Origin of the sequence: Chitinophaga sp. 180180018-3 (genome assembly GCF_037893185.1) — a bacterium.
In the GTDB taxonomy this organism is placed as follows: Bacteria; Bacteroidota; Bacteroidia; order Chitinophagales; family Chitinophagaceae; genus Chitinophaga.
In genome coordinates, this window is record NZ_CP140772.1 from 4,744,272 (window position 1) to 4,768,150 (window position 23,879).

Genomic DNA, 23,879 nt, shown 5'->3' on the forward strand with positions numbered 1-23,879 from the left:
GGAAATGAAGCAAGCCTGCTATTTGGGGCATAGATGGTGGCGTAATGGTGGGTAGAAATTAACAATAACAGCAGGAAGGAGATGGCTGAGCATCTCTTTCCTGCTGTTCACTAAAAGCTTACTTCATCTGCAGTTCCATCTCCTTTGCCTGTTGATTTCGTATAATCGTTACCGGTATCTTCCCTTTCCAGTTAGCCGCTTCCACCTGTTGTAACAGTTCTGCAACATTTCTTACCGGGTGGCCGGCGGCCATACGTATCACATCTTTCGTCTTTAATCCTGCACGTGCCAGCAGGGAGTTACTGCCTGCATCCAGCACCAGTACGCCCGATTCATCGGGGAGGCCGTAGGCGGAGCGCTCACCAGGGCCGCTGACGGACCTGATTTTCCCACCGAGGAAATCGGTTCCCGCGGCGTTTTCTGCAGCGGTGCCGCCGGGCATCGTGAATACCGGAAGATCCGGCTGCCTCGCAATTTTCCTGAGCGCTGGCTTCATCACCCCGAAGCTGTCCATCGGAATATTATGAAACCCGATGCGGAATGCCGGAGAGTTCGGTTGCACGGTATAGTCGCCTTTGGGGGGATCAGCAAACAACGGATCTCCGGCCAGGCTATGGCTATCCGTTCCGTTGTATTGAGCTTCCTGTAGCGCAGCTGCATCCGGGAACAGGTTCTCATCCACCCTTTTTCCCCAGTCTTTGATTTCTATGGGGAAGTATTTTCTCGTTACAATATTATGCATGAATACATCGCTACTGTTCCGGAACCATACATGCGGATGAAAAGAATTATTCACCATGATATTGTTTTCCACGATCCGGTGAAAGCCTTCCCGTAGCTTCAAGCCGCCGTTGAGGCAAAGGTTGTTGTATATATGATAATTGGACGAACCATCGTCGAGGTCTATATCCCAGCCATGATCGCAGCGGAAGCGGTTATTGCGGATCGTAACCGGCTGCTGCGCGTCGAGCAGTATGAGTTCGGGATGGGCAGCAGCAAGGCTGTCCATATAAGCCCGGTCAGGCGCCCAGTAACGGTCACGCCCCCACGAATTGAAAGCACCATGATCCCCGGTTTCCAGCACAGTGTTGAACACATCATTGTATTCGAGTACGTGCCCGCCGAAGCAGCCATCGCCGATATTGATACCTGCACGCGGAGTATTGTAGATGCTGTTATGGCTTACGGTAATTGCAGATGAGATCGTGATTTCCACGCCTGTTGCCTGTTTTTCGATATCTCCTACATGATGGATCAGGTTGTTGATTACTGCACATTCGCGGGGATAGTTGCCCGTAGCGGGACCAGGCGTTTTATCGAGCTGCGCGTAGGGGATATAGTCTTCATAGCGGAACGCCGGAGACCGTACTGCCTTCACATCTCCCACAAAACATACTGCGCTGGCTCCTATATCATGAATATAGCAGCCGCTGATGGTATCGTGGTAGTTGTAGTTGCTCAACATGACGGCGTTGCCTCCCAGTCCGGCGAAGCTGCAATCGGTGATGCGGCAGTTTTCTGTACCATCCAGCAGCAGGGCACCGCCGCGGTAGATAGTCCAGTCGCTGCGCAGCAGTGGTTCCCGTGTATCCATGAACGTGCGTTCGTTGTGAATAAAGTTCAATCCCTGCAATGTTACATTACGCAATGGATGGTGTTCACTCCCTTTCAGCACGATGCTGTTCTTCAGATTGGATACTTCCACCCGGGCGGTTGCCAGGTTCACTTCTGCAGGAGGATAGTAGTAGAGTTGATGAGCGTTCCGGTCGAGATACCACTCCCCTGCCGCATCCAGTTCTTCCAGGTTATTTTCTGCGAAGCGGTAATCTTTATGCAGGCCGTTGGGGCGGTTGTTCTGCCATCCGCCTTCCAGTTGCGGCTGGCCATCTTTCACACCGGTAATGCGATAATGAAACCCGCCCCAGTCGTATGCATGCAGGGCATGTATGTAGCCGTTTTCCGGGTGTTGCCATTTGGCGGCACGTTCCAGGGCATCCGCAGCGGTGCCATGAAACACCCTGGCGGTGCTGTCGTAGTCAGGATAACGTGCCAGCACCTGCAGCCGGCCGTTGACGTACAGCCGTTCGAAGCTGCTTCCGGCCGGAACAGCTGCGGTATAAATACCATTTTTCCAGGGCTTCCATTTCAGGGCCAGTTTCTTTCCTGCGCTGATGAATACGGGCTGATTGCCGGCGGCTTTGATATCCAGACTGTTACAGGCCATGCTGGCTGCATCTAAGTGCAGTTCGCTTTGAAGGTAGTAGGTACCGGGCTGCAGCAGGATGGTGACGTGTTGCTCTTTTTTAGCAACGGCTTTCTCCGCTGCTTTGTGGATAGTAGCCAGTGGCGCTGCAGCGCTGCCGGTGTGTTGGTCGTTGCCTTGTGGCGAAACATAGATGGTTGTTTGTGCATTTGCCAGTGGTAAGGTGAAAAAGGCCCAGCAAAGGAAGCTCAGATATTTCATGTGGTTTTATTGATATAATGGTTGCTGATGGTTGTTATTAGTTGAGATACAGTTGTACATTTCACATGATAAAACGTGGTTGCAACAGGTATTTCTTTTTGGTTGTCTATTGGAAATATAGGAAGAAAGTCGGCTTTATATCCAGGTGACCGGCATAGTTGAGAAAAAACTATTGATATATGAGAATTGCGAATCAGGAATAGCTGCCAGCCATTAGCTTTTAGCAATACAGGATTTCTCCAATTTTGCTCCATTTTGGCCACAGTAGCAATTCCTCACTTGATAAACACCCCCTAACTGCATTATCACTTAGGTATAATTTATCAATTAAATGATATCAAATGGTTAAATAAATATTATTTAATAGTTAATTGACCCAAACCCGCTACAGGCCTACTGTCTTTTTGAAGAGATTTGTCGCATTAAACCAAAATTTCTCATGTCTACCTCCACATGCAAACTATTGTCACTTTTAGGTGGTATATGTTGTTCCTTACCAACCCTAGCCGGTATCATCAAAGGGAAAGTATCCGATTCCAAAACTCACGAACCCATTGTGGGGGCGGTGATAGAAGCGGAGTCCGGAAAGATGAAATACAAAACCGTGGCGAATCTTGATGGTAGTTTCGTATTCAAAAATCTGCCTGAAGGAAACTATGAAGTAAAGATCAAATTCATTGGATATAAGTCTTCGGAAGAATTCAAGGTAACCCTGAAAGATGCCAGGAGTATCGAATCCATCGGTAATATTGAATTAAAAGATGAGATTAAGGAACTGGGAGCTGTGAATATAAACGGAGGCAGCAAGCATAGTGATAGCTACGTACGTGCCATGGAGAAAAACGGGGATGTAGTGCAGAATATACTTTCTGCGAGAGCTATTCAACTGCTGCCAGATGTAACGGTTGCCAATGCCCTGCAACGTGTCAGTGGCGTGACTATTCAGCGCGATAACAGCGGTGAAGGACGCTACGCCATCATCCGCGGTATGGCGCAACGTTATAACAATACGCTGGTGAATGGGGTGAAGATCCCAAGCCCCGACGATAAATACCGCTTTGTTCCGATGGATCTGTTTCCATCCGATATGCTGGAAAGGCTGGAAGTAATCAAAGCCCTGACACCAGGAATGGAAGGAGATGCCATTGGTGGTACGATGAACCTGGTGATGAAAAGTGCACCAGACCATTTCATGCTCAACGCAAGCCTGGCTGGTGGATATTCCACCCTCTTTTCCGACAGGCCATTCAGCGCATTCGATCATGCAGGTATGAAGTCGCCTTCTCCGGCCGAAATTCACGGTAACGGATATACGGCAACTGCTGCTGATTTCAGGCTGAATCATTTTCATTACCACGATAAATCATCGCCGGTAAATACTACAGCGGGACTCACCATCGGTAACCGGTTCTTTAATAAAAAACTCGGTGTAATCGTTTCTGCCAGCTACCAGAATTTCTTCAGGGGCTCCAATACACAAACGATCATCCCCAGTGCCAATACCAACATTATTCCGCAGCCCACTACCCTGATGATCACAGATGTGCTGGACAGAGAATACTCCACACAAACCAACAGGATTGCCCTGCATAATAAAATTGACTACGTATTCAACGACCGTAACACCATCTCGCTCTATAATTTTTATGTGCATCAGAATGAGTATCAGACAAGATATACCAATGATACCACTTTCGGCACCAACTCTTCTGCTGTTCAAAAGTCGGTAGATGTAGAATACAGGAGCAGATGGCAGATACAGGATATTTACAATGCTACCCTACATGGGGCGCATCAGCTGAGTAACCAGGTTTCGTTCGACTGGAGCGGTGTATACTCCATTGCTAAAAGTAATGTACCGGATATGGCGTCGTACGATTTTAATTCCAATGTACTCTTCGATGGAAAAGGCAATGCCACCGGCGCCGACTCTTCTACTTATGGTATGAGCGTGCGGCATATCTGGCAGCGCAATTCTGACAAGGATTGGGCAGGATATGCCAATCTTACCTACCGGCCGTTTATTTTTAACCAGGAGATAGAATTAGACGGAGGTGGTTTATATCGTTATAAAACGAGAGATAACTATTACAACGACTATAGCCTGAAACCGTTCTATGGAAGTACCCAGGCATTTCATACCATTGATACCCTGAGCCTGGCATTCAACCCTACACAAAACGGAAGTGGCAGCGTGAGTGCGCTGACCCCCAATAGTTATACTGCCCATGAAAAAATAGCTGCCGGTTATATACAGGCCAGGTTCCTGTTATTAAAGGCCCTGCAGGTCATCGGCGGCGTGCGGGTAGAAAATACGCAACAGGATTTCACTACAGTGATGCCAGCTGAATTCTCCGGAAAAAATGGTACCATCCGTTATACAGATGTATTGCCCAGCATACACTTCAAGTACATGCTGGATAGCAAAGAAAATATCCGTTTATCTTATTTTAAATCCATCAGCAGACCCGGATTCGGAGAACTGGTGCCCTATTCTATTCCGGGCGAGCAGTTTACAGAAATGGGTAACCCCTACCTGAAACACGTGCGGGCCGATAATATTGATGCCCGTTACGAGCTTTTCCCCGGTGGCTCCGACCAGTTATTACTCGGAGGTTTTTACAAACAACTGCAGAATCCTATTGAGTATTTTGTTATCAACCAAGGTGGCCCAAGTAACCTGAACATACAGGCACAGAACACCGACAAAGCCACCAATTTCGGTTTTGAAGCTGTTTATACAAAATTCTTCGGCAAATTTGGGGTGTCTGCAAACTATACCTACACCCACTCAGAAGTGACTACGCCCAAAACCACTAAGTACTACGACAAGGTATCAGCGCAAACATTAACCGGTACCACTACCCAAACCCGCCCTTTACAGGGTCAGGCAGATCACGTGGGTAACGCATCGCTCCTGTATAAAAACCCGAAGATCGGCCTTGATATGCAGCTGGCATTTTCCTACACCGGTAAGCGGATCGCGCAGGTATCTTCCTGGTATGGGCTGGATATCTGGCAAAAGCCATACACCCAGCTGGATTTCTCACTGGAAAAAAGTTTGTCTAAACACTTCTTCTTCTATACCAAAATCAACAACATCACCAATTCGGCTAACAGGTTGTACATAAAAGTAGATGAAGCCGTGCTGGACAATTTCATCTCTCAGGGCCTGCCAGGTCAGAAAGCGGGCAGCCATATCGTTAACATGCAAAAACAGGTGGTATACCTCAACTTCCTGGGCGGAATTAAATACAAGTTTTAATTCAGACACTCAACTCAAACTTTAATATCAGCAATAATGAGAAAAATATTATTTCCTGTTGTTACCATACTTTCCGTTCTGATATTCACCAGCGGATGTAAGAAATGGGCAGATGAAAAAACTGATATCTACAAATATAATCCTCCTGCCGGACAACCGGTAAGTGATGCCACTCCGTTGTGTGGCTCCATCAAAGGCGTAATGTTGTCGGGGAAGACATATACCATTGGCTGTGATGTTTACGTCAATCAGGGCGACACCCTGCTCATTCAGCCAGGTGTAACCATCAATGTAACGAACGGTTCCGGTATTGCCGTGCGTGGGATACTGGTGAGCCAGGGTACCAGGTCGCAGCCGGTTATTATGACTGTACCCGGACTGGCAAAAGACAATACACCCGGACTTTCCTACGCTGCCGATTCCGCGCATAGCAGCAACCGCCTCTGGAAAGGGATCGCCTGCGATACTTCCTGCCCCATGCTGGTGTTGAAATGGACGCATATCGATTTCGCAGGAGCAGCCTATGGTAAAACCTTTGGCCCGGCAGTACAACAGAAAGCAGGAACCTCTTTCAACCTGCTCTTCCAGAATCCCAACGGATATTTCATTGTAGAGGATTGCTGGCTCTGGGGTGGTACAGACGACTGTATCAGGGTATCCAGCGGTAAGATCCATGTTTTCAGAAATACATTTGAAAAAACCGGAGGTACAGGTGGCGACTGCGTCAATGTAAAAGGTGGCACCACCGGCACCATGGCCTATAACTTTTTCATCGGCACAGCCTACAATGGCCAGAAAGCTTCCAACAAAGGTCAGGGAATCGGTGCTCCTCAAACAAGCGTGGTGATGTACAACAGTACATTCGTGAATGGTGGTCGTGGTGTGGTGCCCGGCCAGAGGGGTTCTACAGTCAACTTCGAAGAAGGGGCCAGAGGCGCCTTTTATAACAACGTAGCCGTAAACTGCCGCGTAGGTTACCGCGTAGTAAACAATCCCGCCGCTGATACGGCTCACCTTACTTACAGCAACAACTACCAGTACGCCGATTCACTGGTGATTGCCAACAACTTCTTTACCTCCGGTACTGTATGTACCCGGCCACAGCCTACGGACCTGCCGAATCCGGCTTCCTATCTGCCGGCTAACTTCGATTATACCAATCCGAAATACGATGGTACCCCGGTAGTACAGAAACTGAATCCGATGTTCGTTAATTATCCACTGCCCAGTCCTTACTCGCCGTGGGGACTGACATCGATCGGCAGCTACAATTTCCATATACAGCCAGGCTCTCCCTTAGCAGGAAAGGGCTATACCGGCGTACATCCGTTGGTGGTAGTGCCGCTGGATGCTGTGTATGGCGCATCTGAAGTAACTCCTCCAGGTGTGGATCTGGGCTGCTTCCAGATTAATGGTTCGGGTAATCAGCATTGATAAACAGCAATAGATTTTCGGGGACCGGGAAATGGGAACATACTCATTTCCCGGTCCTCATTCACCATTATAACCTATATTAAGATGAGAAACTCCATTCACAAAGCACTGTACCTCCTTCCGGTAGCAGCCATATTGTTTGGCGCCTGTAAGAAAGATAAAAACGACGACAAAAAAGAAGAACCGGGCCAGGTTCAATTCATTTTCACTTCAGATGCCCATTATGGCATCACCCGCGCTAAGTTTCAGGGTAAAACCAACGTTGACGCACATACGGTAAATGCTGCCATGATTGCCAAAATCAATGGCATGCCTGATGTAACACTTCCCGCAGATGGCGCTTTAAATGCCGGCCAGAAGATTGGCAGCATCGACTACCTCTTTGAAGCCGGTGATATTGCGAACCGTATGGAAGTTTCATCAAATGTGCAAACAGGTGCCGCATCCTGGGAGCAATTCAAAACAGATTACCTGCAAAGCCTTACTATCAAAGGACAAAATAGTCAGAAAGCAGCAGTTCTGATGGTGCCCGGCAATCATGATGTATCCAACAGCATTGGCTACTACACAGCGATGTCGCCGATAACAGACGCTACGTCTATGGCCAACATCTATAACCTGATGTTCAACACCAGTATTAAAACTGCGGCTAACTTCAACCCTAAAGCCGACAGAATCAACTACTCAAAAGAAATTGCAGGCGTTCACTTCTGCTTTATCCAGATGTGGCCCGATTCGAGTGTAAGAGTTTGGATGGAGAAAGATTTGCAGGCAGTTCCGGCTGTTACTCCGGTAGTTATCGTGGCACATGATCAGCCTGCGGTTGTATCCAATCACTTTACCAACCCTAATGGCGACCATAGCATTAACAATACTGATAAATTTGATAATGTACTGGATGAAGTATTTAAATCAGGTAAGACAGCAAATACAGCAGATGCTACAGAGCAGCGCGGATTTGTTGCTTTCCTGAAAAAGCATACCAATATCAAAGCATATTTACATGGCCATGTGCACGAAAGCAAGTTTTATACCTATACCGGGCCCGACAACGATGTGTCATTAGCAACAGTTGGCGCCGATTCCCCGATGAAGGGAGTAGTGTCGGCGGCCGATGAAACCAAACTGTCTTTTCATTTTGCCGTGCTGGATGCGAAAACTCAAATGCTAACGGTGCGTGAAGTGTATTGGAATCCGGATGCTGCTAATCCTTCAGCAGCCGTAAAGTGGGGTAATATGGTAAACATCAGTTTGAAATGACTTTTGTAAAGCATTATTAAGGACTTGCGCCAGTAGGCTACTGGTGCAAGTCCTCTCTTTTCAATTTCAAAAAAAAGTTCACAAATTGAAGCCCGATTACATTAAAGAATTTCAGGAAAATTCTTTACTCATTTTAAACGTATAGTCTTTTTGATTGATTCCACAATGCTATTTACTTCCTCAGACATCATCTTGTTGTATTCTAGTACAATAATAGCATATCTACCCTGTTTCAAATCAGAATCGATTTCTGTATAACAGTCTTCATCATAGGTATATTTGACAACCATGAAACTTGCTCCATTGTAAGACTCTATTACAGATGAGTAGTCCTTAAAATTAGATGAGTTGCTCTTAGTCTCAAAATGCTTCTGAAATAGACCGTCAAAAAATTGTTTCCTTGCTTCAAGACTGGAAGGGTCAAATTTAAATGGTTTCATTTCTCTAACGACCATACCAATACCTTTGTCATTATAGTAATATTGATCTCGATCCAAATATTCCTTTGGCTTTGATAGATGTTCTTTTATCTGAGTCTTGTATTCTGCCAGAGAAGTATTCTTAAACCCTTTAGGTAATTGAAATGATATTGTATTATTACCAGCTTCTTGAGCATAGCACGAAAATGAGATAATAATAGCTACTATAAATAAAGAAATTATTTTATTCATGTTTATATTTTTTACTTTCAATTTTAATTTATTTACAAGGTATCGCAATGACTTCTTTCGATGTGCCGTTGAATAATACTGGCATCACACCACCCCCATCAAGCGGATCGATATATAGATTTATGGACGATCCAAAAATTACAGAAAGTGCAGCTACACCAGACCTATACTCAGCTGATTTTGCCTGAAAATTGTCTTCAAAGGCAGCCGGATTTGATTTGAATGACTCATGCAATGATTTAATCTGATTCCAATCGTTTAAAGTAACAATAAAATTATTTGACTTGGTTACAATAGTAACACTCGCATTATTAACGAAGAAATCCTGCTCTATCCAGCCGCTCTGAAACTCTGGACTATCTAGTGCCCACTCCACAATATCAAATATATCCTGTGGGGTAGGTGTACTCCCGTTAGGATGGCTGTGCACAAACCCTACAGTATAACCGTCCTTGTCGTTCCATGTAAAATTAGACTTTAGCTGATCTATTTTGCCATCGGAATAAATCGGTTTTTGAATCCATTTACCAGCACCATATTTGGCACTTAATACCTGCTCAACTCCCCATTCATTTGGAGATGTTGCAAGTTTATCCCTTAATTCCTTCAGGGGGGCACTGTATGCAGGGATTTTCATGTTTTTATCAATAGTTTGCCTTTCGTCGCAGAGATTCTTTACAATAGAGACATCGGTTTGTGGCTCTTGTGGTTCCGGATCATAAGGAAACTCTCCTTCGCCGATGCCTCCATCCCCCCCACTACCACCGGTGCCACCACCACCGGTACCACCTGGATTAGGATCCCATGGATTGCTGCCTCCGCCACCACCGACCCCCATATCTATACAAACGGAATATCCATGTACAGTGAATACTCCATCTGCATCCAAATAGGTGTCTTCGTAATAAAAACAGGTAATTTCAGGTTTTGCCTGATTTTCAAATGCCTGCTTATTTCTGAATACCTGATAGTTGGCATTGAACTTGCGTACCCCATTTTCGTAATATCCACCATATAATGGATTCATATTGAGGTCGAACCTTACAGCTGATCCGGTAAAGGTAGTGGGATCAAAAAAATGATGCTTCTTTACAAATTCAGGTTTTGCCATGATCAGAACAACACTACCCGCGAATTTCCCATTTCGTTTGGTAATAATTATTCTTCTGATAGTCCTGCTTCTTTTTTCGAAGCGGTTGGAAAAAGGAAATGGCACTACAACTTCTTTTTGACCCTTAACTGCAGACGTTACCCGGGCATTTTCCCAATCAGGCTCACCTGTAGTATTATTGTGGATAAACGAAGAATACCATTTTTGGGCGGCTGCAATAGTTGGATCCACAAGCTGAGAGCCTTTTTCTGTTTTCGAACAGGATACAAACGAGAGGACACTAAATAACAGAAGAATAATGGGTAACTGTAGATTTTTGAACATATTAGACTGCTTGGCTCACTGTGACTAAAGACATATTCACAATGAAAGATTAACAAAGTATATTGGTGAATTAAGCTAGGGTAATATCATGAGTGCTAGCAGAATATTAGAATTTAAGCGGGGCGAAATTAGGCCAATAATAACAGATCAATAATATATTCTATAAAACGACTGATATCCTCGACAAAACAACCATTTTAGTTCATTTCGTGTATTCCTCTCCGTTATTTCCTTTCCAGATTATGATAACCATCGGATCGAATAGTAGCAATTACAATTAAATAGACGGCATTAATGGAGACCTCTAAGGCTTCCAGGGACCGGGAGATGGGAACAGCACCCATTTTCCGGTCCCTGAAGTTTTTATCGATCCAGATCACCAGTTTTGAAAAATCAACGTTGATCAATTCATTCGCCTATCCACACTCCAACGATATCCCGGCAACGTAGCCAACAGAAAGCTAGCCGCACTGGCCGTGAACACTGAATAATTCAAAGGCTGCTGCACACCAAGCGCCATAGTCATTGCTAATGCAAACAATAAAGTCAGTACCCCACTTCCTGTTGCTGCCAACCGGGTTTTCCATCCTGCTATCAGCATTAGTGCAAACAGTATTTCTCCGTAGTCCAGTTTAGAGTCGGAGAATAGTCCAGGCTACCAACAAAAACCCCGGCCTCCCAGCTTACCCACTGAAAGAACCGGAGTTTCCTATTCTAACTCAACATAGCGCGCTTTAAGACACTCTTTCTTTTGCTGTTATCCCCAGATAACCAAGATACCTGTCCAGCAGCTGCTTATCAAACACCGGCTCCTCAATTCCTGAGCCATGGAGGAACTCGTCTACATTGTCCTTGTGCCATTCGTAGGTATCCTGGTACAGCTCTACCGTCGACAACCCCTCATGCATATTATCCCTGAACAAACTGGTGAGCGGATACAGGCGGTTTGTTGGCTCGTCTTCCCACTGTTTTCTCCACTCCTTATAAGGCAGTCCTTTCATCTTCAGGTCATAGTGTTGCAACAGCAGATCGAAAAAGGCGGTTAACGTGAGGTTATGCTCCGGCGAGGCAATCAGGTTGAACTTTTGTCCGATCGCATTCCGGTTCTTTGTGATATGCACAATCGCTTTTGCCATATAATCCACCGTGATAAGTCCTTCTCTTAACTCGCGGAGTAGCGGATAAGAACCATACTCCACGCAGTTCTTCACCAGACCTGACCACCATTGGTAAGGAGCGGAAGCACCGGATTCGCTATGGCACATCGCGTATCCCAAACGATAAGTGATCACCGGCAGCCCCTGTGCGGCAGCCAGGTCTGCTACGGCTTCCATTACCCATTTACTTCTTACATAACCAATGTCTTTACTCACCGCCAGCAGGTTCTGGGCAATGTCGTCGGTTTCCTTCATGACTGTTTTGCCGGTGAATACATGCCCCCAGCTATAAACAGAAATAGTGGAAAGCAAAGCGAGACATTTAGTTTTTCCTGCACCTGCAAAACGGATGATCTCCCTCAGCCCATCTACGTTGGGGCGTTTCATATAGGAATACGGCTCGATAAAATTGACGGAACTGCCCGAATGGTAAACCACCTCCAGTTTCTCTGCCAGTTCATCGAACTTCTCCTGCGACAGGCCCAGGTGCTGTTGCGAAAAGTCGCCTACCACCGGTATAATCCGGTGCTTTTGCGCCTCACGGATATTGATATGATAGGTCGTAAAGGTGTGATAGATCTTTTCCATCGCATGGTACTCATCTTTCGCTCTCACGAGGCAGTACACCGTTGCCCGCGTATGATCCAGCAGCTCCTGCAGCAGGTGTATCCCAACGAAACCGGTGGCGCCCGTCAGCATCACGGCCGACTGATGCTCCAGCACGGAATAATCGAAATCGTTCCGGAACGTGACATCCGGCAGCAGCCATGCATCCTTTTGCAGCTCCACGTATGGTTCTACATCTTCCAGGCCCGGTTCCACGGTGGAAGCCAGTTTCGTTCTGTTGTCGATTTCAGCGGCCAACGCCCGGAGTACCGGGAACTGATATACGTCGCGGATATAAATCTTCATATTCAGCCGGGATCTCAGTTGTGTGGCCATTGCAGCCACCAGCAGGGAATCCCCGCCAATGTCGAAGAAGCTATCGGTATAATGTACAAACGGCCGTTCCAGCAACCCGGCCCATACCTGTGCAATGAGCTGTTCTGTAGCTGTGCCGCCTTCTTCCTGTTCCATATTTTCCGGTGCTGCCTGTTCTGCCAACGCCACCAGCCGGGCTTTGTCCATTTTTCCGTTCGCCGTTACCGGAATCTCATTCAAACAAATAAAACGGGCCGGGATCATATAACCAGGCAGCTCTTCCCTGAGCTGCTGCCGCGCCAGCGCAATGCCCTGCTGTTCGTTGGGATGCTCCTGCACAATGAACGCCACGAGGTATTTATTCTTACGGCTGTTTTCCATGGTGATCACCGCGGCATTGCTGATATGAGAAAGCAGTGTCAGCGCCTTTTCCACTTCTCCCAGCTCAACACGGAAGCCGCGTATCTTCACCTGGTTATCGATCCTGCCGAGGAATTCAATGCTGCCATCCGGCAGCCAACGGGCAAGATCACCGGTTTTATAGAGCTTCTGACCTGGCGCAAACGGATGATCTACAAATTTTGTATCTGTCAGCTGCTGATTATGGAGATACCCTTTGGCGATGCCAATTCCACTCAGGCAAAGCTCCCCAACAGCACTTTCCGCCACTGGCTGTAAATGCTGATCAAGTATTAAAGCCCTTGTTCCGGGAATTGGCTGACCAATGGAAGATACATACGCCCCATTTACATCCCTTACCTGACGCCAGGTAGCAAATATGGTATACTCAGTAGGTCCGTAGTAATCTACCAGCTGGTACGACAGGCCATCTGTCAACACCGGTTTCAGCTTCTCCCCTCCGGTAAATAAATACTGTAGCTGCAAACCAGACTGCTCCCGGCTCAGCGCCACTATTTCCGGTGCGAGCACCGCTGGCGTATAGGCGTGGGTGATACCATTACGTTCATAAAAGGCAAACAACTGCGCTGTATCAATCCTTTCCTCATCTGTGGCGATAAACAGCGTTGCGCCCGACAGCAGCGCCGACCATAACTCCCAGACGGAAATGTCGAATGCCAGTCCGGCTACCAGCGTAAGCCTGCATTCTTTGCTTACCCCGAAATGCCGGATATGCCAGGTGATCAGATGCTGCACCGCTTTATGGGTCACCATTACGCCTTTAGGCTGACCAGTAGATCCGGAGGTGTAAATCACATAAGCAAGATCGTCGGCATCCGGTACCAGTTCCAGTGGTTCCGGCGCGGGCAGTGCTGGCAGCTTATCCGAATACAACACCGTAGTATCCTGCAGCTGTACTGACCGCGAAAACAGGGACGATTGGGTAATGATCACCGTTGCCTCCACATCTGCAATAATAAAGGCTACCCGCTTTGGCGGATAAGCTGCATCAATGGGCACATAGGCTGCGCCGGTTTTCAGCACCGCCAGCACAGCGATCACCCATTCAACAGATCGCTCCAGGTAAACCGGTACATAACTGCCTTTTTTAACGCCATGGGCAGTAAGCAACCGGGCCAGCTGGTTACTGCGCTGGTCCAGCTCTTCGTAAGAAAGTTTGCTACCGTTGAAGTCCACTGCAATGTTCCCAGGCACGCTATGCGCCGTTTTTCGGAATAAGGACACCAGTGTTTCATGTGGGTGGAAATCGGGAGACACGTGCGGGTCAATCGCTTCCCGGTCACGGGAAGAAAATAGGATAGTCATGTTTCTTTAAGGTTTTAATGAGAGATATGGTCTAGACCGTTCGCAAATTATCATGCCCCACTCACGTATTATTGCAGTGGGAAAAAAAATTGGGAGCCATGTGAGGCTCCCAATAATTTTCAACAAAACTCCTATATGATGGTCAGCAACGGCAGGCTTCATATCGATTTACGTGCCTGCCTGCCGAAAACCCGTATTCATCAACGTCTGACGCGACGGTTTAAAATTCCACATCATCACCAATATTTCCACCTTGTTCTTTCGCAAATTTCTCAGCATATTCCGCCTGTTTCTGTTGTTGATAATTGGCCCAATAGTGCACTTGCTCATAATTGTCACTTTGGGCTTCTGCCTGAGAAGCATTTGCCCATTTCACGGCCGCGCTCTGGAAATCGCCCAATGTAATTCCGAAATTGTCTAATATCCACTGCGCACCATCATAACCATACTGGTAGGCCGCTATTCTGGCGCCACAAAGTTCTTCGTAGAAATGGCGGTCCGCTTTCAGCTTTTCAAGATTCTCATTGCCTTCGGCACTGGTTTGTGGTTTCAGACCACTTAATTTTGGATGATTATCTGCTTCTCCAAAATACTGACCGAACACAGTGATGATTTCAAAGTTTTTGTCTTCCTGCATACGGGTTACCCACAATGCCGAAGCTTCTTCATAAACGGCATTTTCAATACCTAATGCTTTGAGAATGTCGTCCTGCGATATTCCTGACGCAATTTTTGCGGAAATAGTGGCATAATCATAAAGTGAAACGCCGTGAATGGGCTCTAATAATGGATTACTCATATTTTGTTATTTTTGATATTTTAATTTTTAGAATTTGACTCATGATAGTCCTGAAGCATTCGTTGATAAAACCGCTCATGCTCCGCGGTAAGCGCAGGGTTAATCTTATTCCACTCATCAAACATCGCCCGCAGATAATTTTCATATAGCTTAATAGTGTCCCTTCCGGCATTTTCCCATTGCTGTATAGCGTCTGTCAATGCCACTGCCAGCTTGCTTTTTTCATGGCTGTTTCGTTCAAAAGCAGCATCCAATTCCAGTTTGTGCTTTTGCTGAAACATTTCCTGCTCCAACCGGGCATTGTTCTGATAAGCTTTTAATAAATGGTCGGTTCTTTTTTCGGCCAACGAGCGACCAAGATGTTCTAACGACTTTGCCTGCGAACTGGGCTCAAATGTATTTCGGGTCCCGCAAAACGGACAAGTAATGTAAGTGGTCGTGAAGTAAACTTTATCAATGGTTAAACCGCCTCCACATTGCGTACAAAGGAATTTATCCTTTATGCGTTCATATTCGTCCAGGATATATTGGTATTGGGCTTCCAAATCTTCTGAAAATGTAGCATCTATGCTCTCCCGGTAACGCTGCACCAATTCATCCAGGTCATTGTAGCGGTCATAACAAACGCTACGCATGTCGTAAAAGAGTTTGCTTAGTGCTGCATCATGCCGGGGATATTCGTAATTAATGATCTTTTCTTCCATCACGTCATGCGCTTTTTTACGAATGCTTTCAACCTGACCTAATACTGCCGATTTCATCCGATGATAAGCTTGCTTGTAAGCATCATCATCATTGTTGTTCATTTCCTGAAGCTCGGAGATAGAAGCTTCTCCAAACTCTTCCAGCCTGGCTTTTAATTTGTCTACAAACGTAACAAAGCGTTGTTGCGTGTCTCGCATTTCATTCCTGATAACAGAGGGGTCGTAGCTCATGAATTATTTTAATGTTGTGGAGAGTTATCTTCTTTCTTTATATTAATACCATCAGTTAATGTTACCGACATAAAAGTAAAACCGCAATAAGCACAATGCGTCAGCCCATCCTGCTGTGCGCGTCCTGCTCCGCAATTAGGGCAGTCTTTGGCTTTCATGCCAGCGGCTTTATCTTCCTGTTCACCGCCATAGGTCTGCTGTTCCCGGGCTTTCTGCTTCATCCGTTCTAAAAGAGAAAGCGGCTTCTTGTTTTCTTCCATAGCTTTATAGTTTGTCGATGAGCTCCGCTTTTTTCGCTTTGTATTCGGATTCGTCAATCAATCCGCCCTCAAAAAGGGTTTTCAGCTTTTGCAGTTTTGCTGTGATATCATCTGTATTATTTGGGGATTGGGCCTGTTGCTGTATCTGGTTCATCATCATGCCGGCCATCATTCCATTGGCAGTAGCCTGGTTGGCTACAGTTCCCTGCTGTCCTATAGCATTAGCCGTGTTAAAACGGGCGTATTTTTCCATGTCGCTCACCATGTTCATGTTGGTGATTTTATCATAATGGGCCGACACTTCTTCGGGAAGGGTTACACTACTGATGGTAAACGTTATCAGTTCGATACCAAACTGTGCGAAATAGGGCTTCAGGGAAGGTGCTACTTTCCTGCCCAGTTCCGTGAGATTGCCTGCTACGTCTTTTACGGACATATTCTCCTGCGCCAATACCTCCCCAAATTTAGGGGCGATAAAATCCCTTAACTCGTGCTGTAATTCGAAAATATTGAACGTTTCATAAGAACCTGCGTATTGACGGAAGAATGTTCCAAAGTCGCGAATCTGGATATCAAATGTCCCGAACGCCCGTATCCGAACCTGCCCAAATTCGGGATCACGCATCATCACCGGAGCCGGCGTGCCCCATTTGTTATTGACAAACTGACGGGTATTTACAAAATAAACGTCGGCTTTAAATGGACTATTGAAACCATATTTCCAACCTTTTAATCTACTCAAAAGAGGGATATTTTCGGTACTCAGGGTATGCAGCCCCGGTGCAAAAACATCCGCAAGCTGTCCTTCATTAAGAAATACGACAGCCTGGGATTCTCTCACTGTCAGCTTTGCACCATTCTTGATTTCCTTGTCTTCATCTTTGTATTTCCACATCAGCAGATTGGGATCCGGTGTGATTGCTTCGATGATTTCTATAAATGGCAGGTTCATATGCTGGTATATATTTTATATGGTTAAAACAATTTCTCAGAGGCGGTTTATCAGTCAGGGGGTTAAGCCAGCATACTACCGCTCAATTTTCCGGCCTACGATTTTTTCCAACTCCAAAAACATACCGTCAATTGTCAACACCTGCAGGTCGGGGTGATTCCTCAACCAAGCCGAGTTTAAATCAATAAGATCTTCTCCCAGACTGTAAAACGAGTCATTTTTCAACTTGTCTCTGGTTGCATTCGGTCCAAAATACTGGCTTTCCAAATAGCTTTGAAGCGCTTCTTTTTCTAAAGCCTCTACTTTTGAACATTGTTCGAGAAATAAATCCAAATGCTTTAGTGCCCCTATTTTCTTTAATCCACTTTTTATGATTTCATTCATCCCGGGCGACCATTGGGTATTCCACACAAATTGGGAAAAGTTTCCATTTTTATATTGGGCCATGTAATAATCAATATAGTAACTCGTCACCGCGTCTTCGTGTATATATTCTTCATCAATCCCTTCCTCTGCTAATAGATTTACGACGCTGATATTAGAACCTATCAATTCGTAAGGATCATTACTACCGTAAGATTTTTCGGATACGATTATCTTGTCCAATTTCTTGTTCATTGCTGTTTTACAATTTTAGTAGTTGTTGACTGATGAATGTCCTTTGGGGTTACCCTTTCAATTTTAAATTTAAAAAAATAACTATGCGTTATTTATCAACGTTATTTCAACAGCTCAACTATTTGTACTTTTTATATGATTTAGAAAGTGATACAAAAATCAAAAGTTTGATTCCTTTTGCCAAACAATTGATTTCTACAGAATATCTACTAAGCAAAAAACAATGACTACAAAACGACTACATAAGTTACAATAAATTAAAAATCAATGTATAACAAACATTAAAAACACACATACTCCCATCGGACAAAAGCAGTGTTTTTTGCAATTTCATCAAATGTAGCTAAAGAGGCTGATAATATTTTGGGGAGATATTTTCACAGGAACCAATTTGTTTATGGGAGAGTGTGTCCGGCGGCTACGCGAAAAAATTTGGGGCCCTCATGCACTCACAAGCACATGGGCCCCACTGGTTTTCAACAAAGCTCTTATATGATGGTTAGAAGTTCCAGAGGAACAGCAGATAGGCATCGTACTGGTTTACATACCGGCCTGGCGCCAGCTGCTGATTGGTAAAGGTGGTATAGGCACCTACTGTTGCCCTTCCACGGATCAATTTCTGATATCCTGCTGTAAGCGACGTTGCAGTAAGTCCGGCTACACGCCCCAGCTGGTAGTTGCGGCTCCGGTCGTCCGGAGAGGTACCCACACTTCCTATCAACGCAATAAAATCCTTTTGCTCATGCAGGTAAAAACGGTTAGTGAGGGTGTAGGCCTGATACCATCTTTGGTCGTCGGCAGTGAGGAAGCCCCGCAGGTTCACCCAGTAGTTGCCCCATGTTTTGGCCACGGAAGCAACGGCTGAGTAGTTGTTGATGCTGTCGGTCCGCACATACCTTGCTCCCAGCTCGGCCTCCCAGCCCTTATTGAAATTCCGGAAGAGGGAGTATCCTACTCTGAGCGTGGGGAACACTTTGGAATCGGCCCATCCCAGGTATGCGTAGGAGTAATACTTCGGATTATGTTTATAGTATGTTTCTGCTTCCAATTGTATGCCATCTCCTGCTTCTCTTGAGGCGTAGTTAACTCTCCCCAGAATGGAGCCGCGATCGTAACGTCGCATGTATTGAAGAGAGAGTACGCTGGCCGGCCTGAAATCCTTACTGTATGCCGATTGCAGCCAGGTCACCCCGGCCTGGTTCTGATAACCGTAAGCATCGAGATGATCAGCATAATCGCGCCATTTTTTTTCGCGGGGATCCTGTGCATACAGCTGGTTTGCCACTACTGCCGCTTCTCTGTAGCGATGTAATTTTTCCAGCGCGCCGGCTTTTTGAGAAAGGAGTGCCTGATTCGCCGGCGAAAGCGCCAGGCCTTTATTGGCGTAGCTAATCACCGAATCGTATTGATGGCGCGCTGCAGCCACTGCTGTCAGTCCCATGAAGGCAGTTGTATCCGGGCCGCCAACAGTTAATGCCTGCTGATACGCCAGCTGCGCACTATCCCATTGTTGCAGCTGCCGCAGCCTTTTCCCTTCTTCCAGCAACTGACCGCCATACATATTCCTCAAAGCGGTATCAGCAGGAAATGCCTGGCAGAGCGCGGCACTGATAGCGCTGGCTTCCCGGTATCTTCCTAACTGTTCCAGAATGGCAGATTGTTTCTGCAACAACAGGGAATCTTTTCCAAGATACGTATAGGCATTACTGATAGCATCCAGCGCAGCCTGTTTATTTCCCTGCTGATATTCGAGGTTCACCAGGTAGATGTGAGCGTCGCGGTTCGATGGCATCAGCTGCAACACTGTTTGCAGTGCCTGTTTCGCTGGTTGATAACGGCCCGCCTGCATGGCGTCTCTGGCAATAAGCAGTTGCTGATCGGCGGCCACCTGGCGGAAAAGCTGGCTGTTGGGATATGCTGTTACCAGCTGGCGGCTGATAGCGGCTGCAGCAGCGTATTCGTGCATGGATTCCAGCAGGCCTGATTTCTTCAGCAGCAATGCGGTGTCCTGTGGCTGACCAGCCAGCTGCTGATCCAGCAGGGCCACTGCCTCCTGTGGTTTTCCCTGTAATGCTTTTACGTTAGACAAGGGCGCCAAAAATTCTTTCCGGCGGGGAAGCTTTGCCAGGGCTGTTTCCAATACAGTGGCAGCTGCCGCTGTTTGTCCGCTCCGGATTAAGCGATTGGCATTCGCCACTTGCAGATCGGTATAAATTTGTTCATTCACCGCACTCCGGCGTACCTGCAGGAGTTCGGCCGCTGTGGCAGCAGCGCCGGCATAATCGCCCTGTTTTTCCTGTATCCCGGCCTTCCGGCGCAACAGGTCTTCATCTCCCGGGAATGCAGCCAGGGCCTTGTTACTCCAGTTAAGGGCGGTTTCATACTCGTCCTGTTTATATGCCTGGTTCATCAACACTTCATACACCGATTTATTGCGGGGCTGCAGGGTGACCAGTTGTTCCGCGTAAACCGCGGGATCGGGCGCTGTTTTCATCATGCCCTCATATACATCGGTCAGGTGTTGCCTGAATTGGTTTTGTCCGGGATTGGCGCGATAAAGCTGTTGTGCATCTTCCAGCGCGGCAGCATACTGTCCCGCAGCAAGGCGAATAGACGATCTTTTCAGCCGGTAAGTAGTATTATGTGGATCCAGCTGCAACAGCTGATCATAGTAGCGGATGGCTTCCAGCCCGCGGCCCTGGCTGGCCAATACCGTAGCCATGCCTTCCAGCGCTTCTTTGTTGTGGCTGTTGGCCTGCAGGGATTGCTCATACATTTTCCGGGCGCCTTCGAGGTTGCCGCTTTTCCGTCCGCTGTTGGCGGCGGACAGCTGGTAATCTTTCACGAGGCGGTTCACTGTGGAATCCGCAGGATATAATGTGCGCAGTTTCGTAATCATTCCTGCCTGCCCCTGTACATCACCACTTTCCTGTACCAGCCCGTATTTCTTTATCAGCAGGTCTTTGTTGGTTGGTTCTTTTTCCAGCAGCAGATCTACATAACAAACTGCTTCTGAAATTTTACCTTCTCCATAGTAAAGATTTACCAGGTCATGCATCACATCCGTATTCCCGGGATCATTTTTCAGCGCCACATTCCATTCGAATGCTGCTGCCACCGGATTACCGGTTTCTTTATATAACTGTCCGAGTAATATTCTTATGTCTGTATAATTAGGACTCTGCGCCAAAGCCTTCTTACAAAGCTTTATGGCTTTAGGATAATCTTTCTGATCTCTCCTGGCTTCCAATGCCATTTTCAGCAGCACGTCGGACGACACAAGGCCGCTCCGTTGTGCACTTACGGATAAGCTCACTGCCAGGAAATAAATGATGATACTATATCTTTTCATTACTTGCATTAACTTGACTCTTAACAACATTATGCTGTGCAGCAGGTGCCTGGTTGAAACCCTGGCGCTGCATATTCCCCCAGGTGTGTTGCTTGCCGGTCACCTGGTTAAAGTATCCCTTCACCGCGCAAAAGAGTACCATCGGATGGTACACAAAAGGCTCCGCGAGCGACATAATACAAAGCCGGAACACTTCTTTCCAGCTGCCATAGTAGCGGAAGATCAGCTGATCCCACAACATCGACATGGAAGTAATCAGGATGGAAAACGTGTAAGTAAATACCAGCAGGATCAAAGCATAATCCCAGTTGATCAGGTGGGCCACTACGATGTAGATATAGTAGGTGATCCCGGCAAACTCGATCAGCGGCGCCAGTAGTTCGAAGAAGAAATTATACGGAAAAACAATCATCCCGATCTTCCTGTATTTGGGATTAAACAACACCTTCCGGTGCTTCACGAAAATCTGGAACAATCCTCTCGCCCAGCGCACCCGCTGGCGGGTAAATATTTTCAGTGTGGCAGGAACCTCTGTCCAGCAAAGCGTTTCAGGGATATAATGCACCCGGTAGGGTAAATTCTGTTCGCACATATACATACAGATACGAACAGTGATATCCATGTCTTCTCCGAAAGAAGCCGGATCGTACCCACCCGCTTTGACCACTATTTCTTTATCAAACAAACCAAGACCGCCGGATACGTTGGGTATGGCATTGATGGAAGTCCATCCCATTTTCCCCAGCAGATAAGAGCGGATATATTCCATTTCCTGGAACCGGGGTAATATGGCTTTGGGCACTTTTATCTCTTTAATCACACCGGCTTCCACCACGCAGGAGTTGGCGGCGCGGAGCGGGGCACCGGTGGCAATCACTCTCACAGGATCGTCCATGAATGGCTTCACGAGGCGCAGCAGGGTATCCGGACTAAGGATACAATCCACGTCGGTATTGAGGAAGTAATCGAACGAAGCTGCGTTGATACCGGCATTTACTGCATCTGCCTTACTTTTACCATTCACTTTATCTACCACCAGCAGTTTTGAATAGGCTGAGCTGGCAGATTTGAAAAACCTCTTTATGTGTTGACAGGGTACCTGCTGGCGGTAAAAGAAATCGACCTCTACGAGATCAAATTCCCTGATCAGCTGTTCGAGGGTATCATCTTTGCTGCCATCGTTCACCACCACCACTTCAAAGCGTGGATAGTTAAGCGCCAGCAGTGAGCGAACATTCGGAATGATGGTCACGCCTTCGTTATACGCAGGCGCAATAACAGAGATCCCTGGTGTAAGCGGGGAAGCCACCAGCATCTGCTGAGCTCTGATTTTTTCCTTCCACCGGCTGCGGCGGATAGAAACAATAGACAATACTGCCAGCAGTATATAAAACAGGAAGAGAATGCCACAATAGAAGAAGATGGCATTTTCATAAAAGTCGGTGATATATCGTAGCGCTGTAGAAATCATATTAATAAGTGATCAACGGGTTAAGACTATGCTGCAGTGCCAGTAACCTGGCACCGGTAAGCTGATGTTGCAGTTCCTTTATCCGCTGAGCCGCCAGCATGTGGTGGGCAACGATGGAGCGCGCAGCATTCTTGATCAGCAGGAATTCATCGGACGTTTCCAGTTCATGCTCCAGGAAATCCAGAAAGCGCCCGGTGCCTATACGGCCCAGCGCTTTCAGTATTTCCATTCGGCAAGGTAAAGCCTGTTCCTGGTACATTCCCACCAATACATCTTCTGCGTCGGTAGCAACCAGTTTACCCAGACTGTTGATCATGGAAGCTCTGAGGGACTCGCTAACAGTTGGCAGTAACCTTATCATCACCGGAATTGCTTCGGGTTGCTGATAGTAAGTAGCCAACTTAATACTGAGGTCAATAACCGACGGATGGAAGGCCGGATCAATCCATCTTGCGAAAGATGGGACGGTTATATCCTTGCGAAGGGATATAATGCGGAACAATTCAAACTGTTCCCATGAAAGCATCGGCGTACTCACCTGGTCAAGAAACCCAAACGGATTGGTTTCCGAACACTGGACCATGTAGCAACGTGCCATTTCACGTATATACTTATCAGTGCTTTGCGTAAGCGTTAAAATATGCGCTTCTTCCAATAAAACGCCCATACCGGACAGCTCCACGAGGGAAGCAATCACTTTCTTTCTGTGGAGGGAGCGAAGGCCGGCAACGGCATTCGTTTCCAGTCCCAGCTCCAGGTAAAGACTTCGCAGCATGGTGGCAATATCTCCTGTAAAACTTCTGCGGTGTTCCAGCAACTGGCTGATAATCACCCCGCGCGCCCAGTCTTTATTCAAGGGAAGAGAACGGAATATATTGGCCAACTCCGTATTTTCTTCTCCTGGCTTGTTGACTGACTGAAAAACCACCTGTTCCAGCAGCAGGTTATTTACCTGCTCCCGTAAAGGTGCTTCTTTACGAAGCTGATTATTTCTGCGTAGCCGGTGAATGATCAGATAGCCGTAAGCCAGCACAGTTCCTGCAATCGCAAAGACGCTTACAATGATCGCTATCTGAATGATCAGCGGAAAATAGGCAAAATAATAAATCAGGTCCTCCAGCCAAAGGCTAAACGACGAATTAGCATTCATGGTGTATTCG

The 23,879-nt window shown here is 46.7% G+C and carries 16 protein-coding genes; 4 read left to right on the plus strand and 12 right to left on the minus strand.

Going from position 1 to position 23,879, the window contains the following annotated elements:
* Window positions 1–118 precede the first annotated feature (118 nt).
* Entirely contained in the window at window positions 119–2,464 is a 2,346-nt protein-coding gene (locus UNH61_RS18510; RefSeq protein ID WP_326993470.1) for a PDZ domain-containing protein, read from the minus strand.
* Between the two features lie 439 nt (window positions 2,465–2,903).
* On the opposite strand from UNH61_RS18510, the gene UNH61_RS18515 reads away from it, so the two are divergent.
* From UNH61_RS18515 to UNH61_RS18525, 3 genes are all read left to right on the plus strand, one after another.
* Window positions 2,904–5,729, plus strand: a complete 2,826-nt coding sequence (locus UNH61_RS18515) for a TonB-dependent receptor (protein ID WP_326993471.1) — start codon at window positions 2,904–2,906, stop codon at window positions 5,727–5,729.
* Window positions 5,730–5,765: 36 nt separating this feature from the next.
* Window positions 5,766–7,163, plus strand: a complete 1,398-nt coding sequence (locus UNH61_RS18520; RefSeq protein ID WP_326993472.1) for a hypothetical protein — start codon at window positions 5,766–5,768, stop codon at window positions 7,161–7,163.
* Between the two features lie 84 nt (window positions 7,164–7,247).
* Window positions 7,248–8,423 (plus strand): metallophosphoesterase, encoded by a 1,176-nt coding sequence (locus UNH61_RS18525; protein ID WP_326993473.1) that lies wholly within the window; start codon window positions 7,248–7,250, stop codon window positions 8,421–8,423.
* 128 nt (window positions 8,424–8,551) lie between these two features.
* Here UNH61_RS18525 and UNH61_RS18530 read toward each other — a convergent pair whose 3' ends face one another.
* Both UNH61_RS18530 and UNH61_RS18535 read right to left on the minus strand, forming a co-directional pair.
* Window positions 8,552–9,094 (minus strand): hypothetical protein, encoded by a 543-nt coding sequence (locus UNH61_RS18530; RefSeq protein ID WP_326993474.1) that lies wholly within the window; start codon window positions 9,092–9,094, stop codon window positions 8,552–8,554.
* A gap of 28 nt (window positions 9,095–9,122) precedes the next feature.
* Window positions 9,123–10,529 carry a hypothetical protein gene (locus UNH61_RS18535; RefSeq protein ID WP_326993475.1) on the minus strand — a complete coding sequence of 469 codons (1,407 nt, stop codon included), beginning with the start codon at window positions 10,527–10,529 and terminating at the stop codon, window positions 9,123–9,125.
* A gap of 294 nt (window positions 10,530–10,823) precedes the next feature.
* Between UNH61_RS18535 and UNH61_RS18540 the strand changes: the two genes are divergently transcribed.
* Entirely contained in the window at window positions 10,824–10,979 is a 156-nt protein-coding gene (locus tag UNH61_RS18540; protein ID WP_326993476.1) for a hypothetical protein, read from the plus strand.
* A gap of 284 nt (window positions 10,980–11,263) precedes the next feature.
* Here the strand turns inward: UNH61_RS18540 and UNH61_RS18545 are convergent, their stop codons facing one another.
* The 9 genes from UNH61_RS18545 to UNH61_RS18585 form a co-directional block, all read right to left on the minus strand.
* On the minus strand, window positions 11,264–14,332 hold the full coding sequence (locus tag UNH61_RS18545; RefSeq protein ID WP_326993477.1) for an amino acid adenylation domain-containing protein: 3,069 nt from the start codon (window positions 14,330–14,332) through the stop codon (window positions 11,264–11,266).
* Between the two features lie 220 nt (window positions 14,333–14,552).
* Window positions 14,553–15,131: a DUF6620 family protein gene (locus UNH61_RS18550; RefSeq protein ID WP_326993478.1), complete on the minus strand. Its 579-nt coding sequence runs from the start codon at window positions 15,129–15,131 to the stop codon at window positions 14,553–14,555.
* 20 nt (window positions 15,132–15,151) lie between these two features.
* Window positions 15,152–16,066: a hypothetical protein gene (locus UNH61_RS18555; protein WP_326993479.1), complete on the minus strand. Its 915-nt coding sequence runs from the start codon at window positions 16,064–16,066 to the stop codon at window positions 15,152–15,154.
* Between the two features lie 8 nt (window positions 16,067–16,074).
* On the minus strand, window positions 16,075–16,326 hold the full coding sequence (locus UNH61_RS18560; RefSeq protein ID WP_326993480.1) for a hypothetical protein: 252 nt from the start codon (window positions 16,324–16,326) through the stop codon (window positions 16,075–16,077).
* Between the two features lie 4 nt (window positions 16,327–16,330).
* On the minus strand, window positions 16,331–17,278 hold the full coding sequence (locus tag UNH61_RS18565) for an SPFH domain-containing protein (protein ID WP_326993481.1): 948 nt from the start codon (window positions 17,276–17,278) through the stop codon (window positions 16,331–16,333).
* 75 nt (window positions 17,279–17,353) lie between these two features.
* Window positions 17,354–17,896, minus strand: coding sequence for a hypothetical protein (locus UNH61_RS18570; protein WP_326993482.1), 543 nt, complete (start codon window positions 17,894–17,896; stop codon window positions 17,354–17,356).
* Window positions 17,897–18,395: 499 nt separating this feature from the next.
* Window positions 18,396–21,248 carry a tetratricopeptide repeat protein gene (locus tag UNH61_RS18575; RefSeq protein WP_326993483.1) on the minus strand — a complete coding sequence of 951 codons (2,853 nt, stop codon included), beginning with the start codon at window positions 21,246–21,248 and terminating at the stop codon, window positions 18,396–18,398.
* The gene (locus UNH61_RS18580) at window positions 21,235–22,719 is read right to left on the minus strand and encodes a glycosyltransferase (RefSeq protein ID WP_326993484.1); all 1,485 of its coding nucleotides are present in this window, start codon (window positions 22,717–22,719) and stop codon (window positions 21,235–21,237) included. Before UNH61_RS18580 ends, UNH61_RS18575 begins: the two co-directional genes overlap by 14 nt.
* Before the next feature lies 1 nt (window position 22,720).
* On the minus strand, window positions 22,721–23,869 hold the full coding sequence (locus tag UNH61_RS18585) for a HEAT repeat domain-containing protein (RefSeq protein WP_326993485.1): 1,149 nt from the start codon (window positions 23,867–23,869) through the stop codon (window positions 22,721–22,723).
* Window positions 23,870–23,879 lie beyond the last annotated feature (10 nt).